The 619-nt window shown below is 68.7% G+C and carries 2 protein-coding genes; both read left to right on the top strand.

The features are described from left to right. Positions 1 to 249 (top strand): ABC transporter permease subunit (locus tag KVT37_RS31770; protein WP_217578959.1); only part of this gene is annotated, 249 nt, incomplete at its 5' end. Beyond that, positions 246 to 619: ABC transporter permease (locus KVT37_RS31765; protein ID WP_368860643.1), on the top strand; the 374-nt coding region annotated here is incomplete at its 3' end. The genes KVT37_RS31770 and KVT37_RS31765, both read left to right, overlap by 4 nt.

The following is a 619-nucleotide window of genomic DNA, read 5'->3' as shown; positions in this document are numbered from 1 at the left end:
CCCATTCTGCCCGTTCTCGCCCATCTGGCGCTGATGGTGGGCGGGGTCTTCGGCGGGCCGATCGTCACCGAGAACGTCTTCCACTATCCGGGGCTCGGGCTGACGCTCTCCACGGCAAGCGTGGCGCGAGACTATCCCGTCATCCAGGGCCAGCTTCTGCTGATGACATTGGCGACGCTTGGGGCCAATCTGCTCGTCGACATCATCTATGGCGTCGTCGACCCGCGCATCAGGGAGGAGCGCGCATGAGGTTCGGTTTGCAGCTCCTGTTTCGCCAGAAAAAGGCGGTGGCCGGCTTCATCATCATCGCGGCGCTGGTGCTGATGGCGATCTGCGCGCCGATCCTGGCGCCGAACGATCCGGCGGCGCGCGTCGGCCGCTCGCACCAGCCGCCGACAGTGTCGCATTATTTCGGCACCACCAAGATGGGGCGTGACGTCTACAGCCAGTTCGTCTGGGGCGCGCGGCCGTCGCTCGCCGTCGGCTTCGCGACGGGGCTGGCGATCACCGCGCTCGGCACGGTGATCGGCCTCATCGCCGCGTATTTCGGCGGGCGCCTCGGCGCCCCGCCCCCCCTCCCCACCCCCCCCGGGGCGGGCGTTCCCCACATACCCCCGCT

It is taken from the genome of Mesorhizobium sp. GbtcB19, assembly GCF_019091085.1.
Taxonomy (GTDB): domain Bacteria; phylum Pseudomonadota; class Alphaproteobacteria; order Rhizobiales; family Rhizobiaceae; genus Mesorhizobium.
The sequence above is the reverse complement of the archived record's forward strand: the minus strand, read 5'-3'. Positions and strand labels throughout refer to the sequence as shown.